Here is a 6,405-nt window from a genome sequence, read left to right on the forward strand (position 1 = left end):
GTTGCCCAGTTATTCTTTCTAAAAATAAGGTCATTTTCACCTGGTCTTTTAACGTAATCCTTACTTTTGCAGCAAATGGTTGTGTGATTTAAATATAAATGGAAAGCAAATTTTCTGAAAGTACGCAGGTTACAGTGGTCTCCACTTTTTCTCAACTGATGGATACGGTTTTTAAGGGCGATCTGAATGCCGTATGCTGGCAGCGAGACCTATCAGGCGATTTTAAAGAAATTGTATCTAAACTCGAACTAAAGACAAATCTCACGGAAATTTCGATGGATGATCTCCGGGCGCTCAACCTTTCAGAGCCAGGAAATACTGCGAGAACGCAGATCTTGCACGATTTTGAACGCTTAACAGACGCTGGTGCATCACCTTCGTTAAATTTAATTAAAAGTTACGAGCGTGACGAAGAATTCGATTTCATATCAACAGATGTATATTCTTTTCATGTAGATCGTTCGCCTGTTGGTACTGATACTTTTTTATGTACTTATTATGGGGCTGTGAGTGAAATCTTACCTAATGATCAAGCTGAACAAAAAGTGCGGGTGCCGGAAATCAGACAAAAGCTTAGCGAATTGCACGAGGGTTCAGAGGAAGAATTTGAAAGTTTTTTGACAGAGCATTATTTTGACCTGCATTACCAGGCTAAAACAGGTGCAAGGCCTGTAAAATTGGAAGTAGGTCATTTGTGGAGACTGGCCGTAGCTCATCCTGATCAACAATGTTTACCCTGTATCCACCGGGCACCGCTGGAAAAAGAAGGAGAGTGCAGGTTGTTGCTCATCTGCTAATTGGTTAGCTTAAGTTTCACAAATAATTCGAATATATTTGAAGGATGTTCAACAGCGTTATCTTTTTGCCTGTTATTGTTCTGGCGGGTATGGCTTACAGTATCTTAGCTAAAAAACTTACCGTTATAGCGGCGTTTGCCGGAGCTATACTGGCTTGCTTGATTTATTTTGCGGCTGGTTACACCGGCCTGGCGATGATGACCACGTTTTTTATTTTGGGTTCTGCTGCCACTTCATGGCAGCGAAATAAAAAACAGATTTCTGCTACGATAACCGAAACCAGGAATGGCCGTACGGCACTCCAGGTATTGGCTAATGCCGGGGTTTCCGGTATAGCGGCTGTAGTGATGTTGTTTTATCCTTCGCTGAACTATTTAATGCTTACGGCAATGGCGGCCGCTTTTGCCTCAGCCACATCAGATACCTTATCATCTGAACTGGGGATGCTTTATGGAAGGCGTTTCTTTAATGTGATGTCTTTCAGACCTGACCGCTGTGGAAACGATGGGGTAATCAGTTTAGAAGGAACATTGATCGGTGTGGCAGGCAGTATTATTATAGCAGCTATTGAGGCGCTTGGATCTGGATGGAATATGAATTTTTATTTGATCATTATTGCCGGCACGGCGGGAAACCTGACTGATTCTATTTTGGGTGCTGTGCTGGAGCGTAGAGGCATAATTGGCAATAATATGGTTAATTTTTTAAATACATTAACAGCAGCCTTGCTGGTTATGGTGATGAAAATAATTTTCGGTTAGAGATATTATTATCCAAATGCATATGGTGAAAATCGATGAAGTGATGTGCTATCATTTATGTGTCGTTTTCAGGCTAAAATGTATTAAAAAACCTTGAATATCAGTGTTTTTACGCCTTTCTTCATTAATTTGTAAAATCCCTCGTTTATCCGGTTGAAAGTTTGTTTTAGCTGATTTTATAATAAGCTTTTTTGTGATATTTAAGTATTGTTTAGTTCTTATAAGATCATGAAAAAAATCATTTTTGTTTCAGTGCTGGCAGCCTGTGGATTTTCAGGTTACGGCCAAACCTATCAACCGATTACCAGTAAAAATAAAACCTACCTGGAAACATTGAAAGGAGTAAGTTACACCTATAAACAGGGCGTTGTTACCCTGAAGAATAATGGCAAGTATGCGCTGGGTACAGTGAGTATTAAGGCCTCATCAAAAGTAGACAGCAGCCTGTTTGGGATCGCGCTATTTGAAGATGGTATTGACAAAGGAGAGACCGTTAAAGCCGATGTTTACTTTACGACAGGCCTGGGTAAAAATGTACATGAAATGCCGTTAAATCAGATTGATCAAAAGAACCTGCTGTTATCTTTTGATAAGGCAACCCGGGCTGCGAAATAAGTGTTGAGATTCTTCAATTTTTTATAATCAGAACTGACCATGAGTATCGATCACGATTAAATATCAAACGCACTTAACAGATGATAAATATTTAACACTGGATTAATAATCGATATCTAGTTTTGCAGTATAAATATTTGGTTAGTATTTATAAGTTTAGGTTAGTTGATAAGAAAAGCCCGGATGGATATCAGGGCTTTTTATATATTAAACTTTACGCTAAACGTCTTATTGACCTAATCATTTTGGTCAAGTGTGAGTAGTCAGGTGCCAGCTATGATGATAGTTAGAACTGATTGCAGTATTTATTTCACACCGGTTACCATGTAAATACTTTGGCCAACTGCGCCTTCATAACCAAATACCAGTTTGTATTCGTAAAAATTTTCGATTTCACTTTTAAACGAATCAAAAGAAGGTGTTTCTTTGGAGGCATATTTAGGATCCCATTGAAACTTACTTCCGATTTTTAAAGTCGCTTTATTACCGTTATTTGCATGGTTGTTGATTAACTGAACAGGGGTGATGATGTTTTCCATATCTTAATTTTATTGATCTTCTCTATAAATTAACGACTGGCCAGCCCGATTGTTTCCACCTTAATGTAACAATCATGAAAACGTATGGGTGCCTATCGAGTTAAATCAACAGAAGAATAAAAAATGAAATTCTTCGGGTTTTCATATCGAACCAGCATTTATATAAAATGGTATAAGAATACCACGTCGCCTACGTAAGCCGGTTTAGGCTGGTCTTTAATCACAAGCGTAGCCTGGATGGTTACTTTAGTAATTCCTCTTAAATTGCTGATGCACATAAGTTTAGCTTTTAACTGTACTTCATTATCCACTAAAACAGCCTGGCCAAATTTGAAGCGTTCAATACCATAATTGATTTCCATTTTAATATTGCGCACATCGGCAATCTGTTTCCATAAATAGGGGATTAAGGACAGGGTTAAGTAGCCATGTGCAATCGTTGCCTTAAATGGCCCTTCATTTTTAGCCCGTTCGGTATCAGTGTGAATCCATTGATGATCTAAAGTCGCATCCGCAAATTTATTGATCTGCTCCTGGTCTATAGTGTGCCACTGTGAAATGCCTAGTTCTTTACCCAGATAGGATTCGTACTCCTCGAAATTATTGATCACCAACATATATTTTAGTTAAAAAGTTTGTATTGTTTTAAATTCTTAGGCACAACAATCCTTTAGCTGTTTAGTTTCAATTACTTTTCTATGACCAATCACCTGTGATAACACGATGTTTGCTACGATACCGGGACAAGAACATTTAAATAGGGGTTTCTTGGATAGGAATAGGCCAGGAAAGGATATGTTCTTACAGACTTCCCTTCAGCAATCAATAATTTAAAAGCACAAGTCAGGCTTTGACTTAAGCTTAGCACACTAACACTTCCCCTAGATAGCGATAAAATTCAAAATGATATTATATGTTGACTAAATATTTTATTTGATATATTTAAATTAAAATTTAGATTTGTCTAAAATTATATTTAGATAAATCGTTTTTTATGAGATTGCTATCCATTTGTTTTTGCTGTTTATTGATATCGCTAAATGCTATTGCCCAAAATGCGACAGTTAAAGGCATAGTTACATCAAATGGCGAAGTTCTGGAAAATATCACCATTAAAGTTTCAGGTAGTAAAAGTTCAACAAAATCAAACCATACAGGAAGTTATGTATTAAGAGAAGTTCCTTACGGTATTTGTGATCTGGTGTTTTCTGGCATTGGTTATCAGACTCAAACAGTCAGGGTAAGCTTGAAAGCAGATACTGTTACGGTTAATGCCGATTTGTTAAGCCTGGCTGCCAACTTAAACGATGTAGTCATTACCGGGGTAAACCGGGCCACACAACTACGGAAAAGCCCGGTACCCATTGCTGTACTTTCCAGAAAAACAATGGACCAAAACGTAAATACCAATTTAATAGATGCTATTGTGAAAGGCGTGCCGGGTATTACAGCAGTTACTACCGGCCCAAACGTTTCTAAACCATTTATCAGGGGCTTAGGCTATAATCGCGTGCTAACTTTGTATGATGGTTTGAGGCAGGAGGGACAGCAGTGGGGCGACGAACATGGAATTGAAGTAGATGAATACGCCATTACCAGGGTAGAGGTGGTAAAAGGTCCGGCCAGTTTAACCTATGGGTCCGATGCTTTAGCTGGTGTAATTAATATGATCCCCTACACGCCTGGTTTTGAAAACGGGAAGTTAAAAGGCGATTTTACCGCAAATTATCAAAGCAATAACGGAATGATTGGTTCATCAGTAGGGCTGGCTTACGTCAGAAATGATTGGAAATATACCTTTAGGGCTACGGGAAAAACGGCACATAATTACCGGAATAAGATTGATGGATTGGTGTATGGAACCGCTTTTAGAGAGTACAATCTATCTGCCAGTGCCAGGTTAGATAAAAGCTGGGGTTTCTCTAAAACAGCCGTTACCTATTACGATAATGTAATGGAAATTCCCGACGGCAGTAGAGATTCTTTATCAAGAAGATTTACCAGGCAGGTGTTGGATGACGGAGACGATATCAAAAACAGGCCTGTTGTGGCAAAACACCATCTGAATACCTATGTCATTAACCCTTTACATCAACACATTCAACACTTCCGTTTTTATAACACGAGTCAGTTCAAATTCGGAACCAGTGATTTAAATGTATTGGTTGGCGGCCAACAGAGTGTAAGAAGAGAATATAATCATCCTACAAGGCCAAATCAGCCCGGGCTTTACGTGGTACTAAACACTTTTAATTATGATCTTAAGTACAACCTGCCCGGTTTTGCAGGTATAGAAAGTACTGTTGGACTAAATGGCATGTACCAGGTTAACAAGAGTAAGGACGCTACCGATTTTCCAATCCCGGATTATAACTTCTTTGATATTGGTGCATTCTATTTTGCAAAAAAATCAATGGGTAAGGTAGATGTTTCAGGAGGAATCAGGATCGACAGGAGAAACATCAATTGGGATGATTTCTATGTGGGTACTAACATGCTAACGGGTTTTGATAAACGGGTAAGTGCTGGCGACCTAACTGGAAAACTGCAATTTCCATCTTTTACTAAAAATTATTATGGTTTATCTGGAAGTCTGGGCTTAACTTACAACATTTCAGAAAGGTTTTTGGTTAAGGCCAACATTGCCAGGGGTTACCGGGCTCCAAACATTACAGAAATCGGTTCCAACGGACTGGATCCGGGTGCGCACATTGTATATTTAGGGAACAGGACATTTAAACCAGAATTTAACCTTCAGCAAGATCTTGGTATGATCGCCTATTTAAAAGATGCCGATATCAGCCTGGAACTGTTTAATAACCATATCCAAAACTACATTTATCAATCACGCTTAACCGATGCCAATGGGAATCCGGTGGTTATTGTTCCGGGAAACCTCACTTATCAATACCAGCAATCAAAAGCCAGGCTATACGGTGCGGAAATTTCTATCAATCTGCATCCCAACGCTTTAAAATGGCTAAGTTTCAATAATAGTTTAGCTTATACGGTAGGATTGAATCAAAACCGGGAACTATTGGATCAGTATGGTGATGAGGCCAGATACCTGCCTTTTATTCCGCCTTTGCAGGTGAGAACGGAAATGAAGGCAACCGCTCAAAAACCTATAGGCATTTTTGATAAGCCTTACATTAAAGTTGATGCTGCCTTTTTCGCCGATCAGGACAAATTTTATGCGCTTGACAATACAGAAAGCTTTACGGCAGGCTATACCTTAATTAACGGCGGGATCGGATCAACGCTGATAACAAAAAAAGGAAAAACCATCTGTGATATATTTCTTCAGGCCGATAATATTTTTAATGTGGCTTATCAGTCTAATTTAAACCGATTGAAGTATTTTGAATATTATAACAGCTCGCCCAACGTCCGGTCGGGGATTTACAATATGGGCAGGAATTTGAGTTTTAAAATGATAATTCCACTTTAAGAGTTAAAAAAAATGCTTTTGCCGCAGATCAATAGATTTACCGCATTTCTGTTATCCGTTATTGCGAGGAGGAACGACGAAGCAATCTTTTTAATTGAAGATATGTTATATGAAATGAGCGTTTGTGGTACTTGGAGGCCGCTAGTCCCGCTTTTCATTTCAATTCCTCTCCCGATTGAAAAAATCGGGATGCGGGCTTTACATTGCAATCGGGTTTAAGAACAAAGGTTTCTGCGCCCCTG

Annotated in this window: 6 protein-coding genes; 4 read left to right on the forward strand and 2 right to left on the reverse strand. The window is 39.0% G+C overall.

The window, feature by feature from the left end; all coding sequences use genetic code 11:
• Window positions 1–98 precede the first annotated feature (98 nt).
• The 3 genes from BM107_RS17225 (at window position 99) to BM107_RS17235 (ending at window position 2,173) form a co-directional block, all read left to right on the forward strand.
• Window positions 99–797, forward strand: coding sequence for a DUF1826 domain-containing protein (locus BM107_RS17225; RefSeq protein ID WP_090985597.1), 699 nt, complete (start codon window positions 99–101; stop codon window positions 795–797).
• Window positions 798–841: 44 nt separating this feature from the next.
• Entirely contained in the window at window positions 842–1,558 is a 717-nt protein-coding gene (locus BM107_RS17230) for a DUF92 domain-containing protein (RefSeq protein WP_090985599.1), read from the forward strand.
• 228 nt (window positions 1,559–1,786) lie between these two features.
• Window positions 1,787–2,173: a hypothetical protein gene (locus tag BM107_RS17235; RefSeq protein WP_090985601.1), complete on the forward strand. Its 387-nt coding sequence runs from the start codon at window positions 1,787–1,789 to the stop codon at window positions 2,171–2,173.
• A gap of 305 nt (window positions 2,174–2,478) precedes the next feature.
• On the opposite strand, the gene BM107_RS17240 is transcribed toward BM107_RS17235, so the two are convergent.
• The gene (locus BM107_RS17240; RefSeq protein WP_090985604.1) at window positions 2,479–2,712 is read right to left on the reverse strand and encodes a hypothetical protein; all 234 of its coding nucleotides are present in this window, start codon (window positions 2,710–2,712) and stop codon (window positions 2,479–2,481) included.
• Window positions 2,713–2,870: 158 nt separating this feature from the next.
• Window positions 2,871–3,329 (reverse strand): MaoC family dehydratase, encoded by a 459-nt coding sequence (locus BM107_RS17245; RefSeq protein ID WP_090985606.1) that lies wholly within the window; start codon window positions 3,327–3,329, stop codon window positions 2,871–2,873.
• Between the two features lie 377 nt (window positions 3,330–3,706).
• Between BM107_RS17245 and BM107_RS17250 the strand changes: the two genes are divergently transcribed.
• A complete protein-coding gene (locus BM107_RS17250; RefSeq protein ID WP_090985608.1) occupies window positions 3,707–6,163 on the forward strand; it encodes a TonB-dependent receptor in 2,457 nt (818 codons plus the stop codon).
• The last annotated feature ends 242 nt before the right edge of the window (window positions 6,164–6,405 follow it).

Origin of the sequence: Pedobacter suwonensis, assembly GCF_900111825.1 — a bacterium.
In the GTDB taxonomy this organism is placed as follows: Bacteria; Bacteroidota; Bacteroidia; order Sphingobacteriales; family Sphingobacteriaceae; genus Pedobacter; species Pedobacter suwonensis.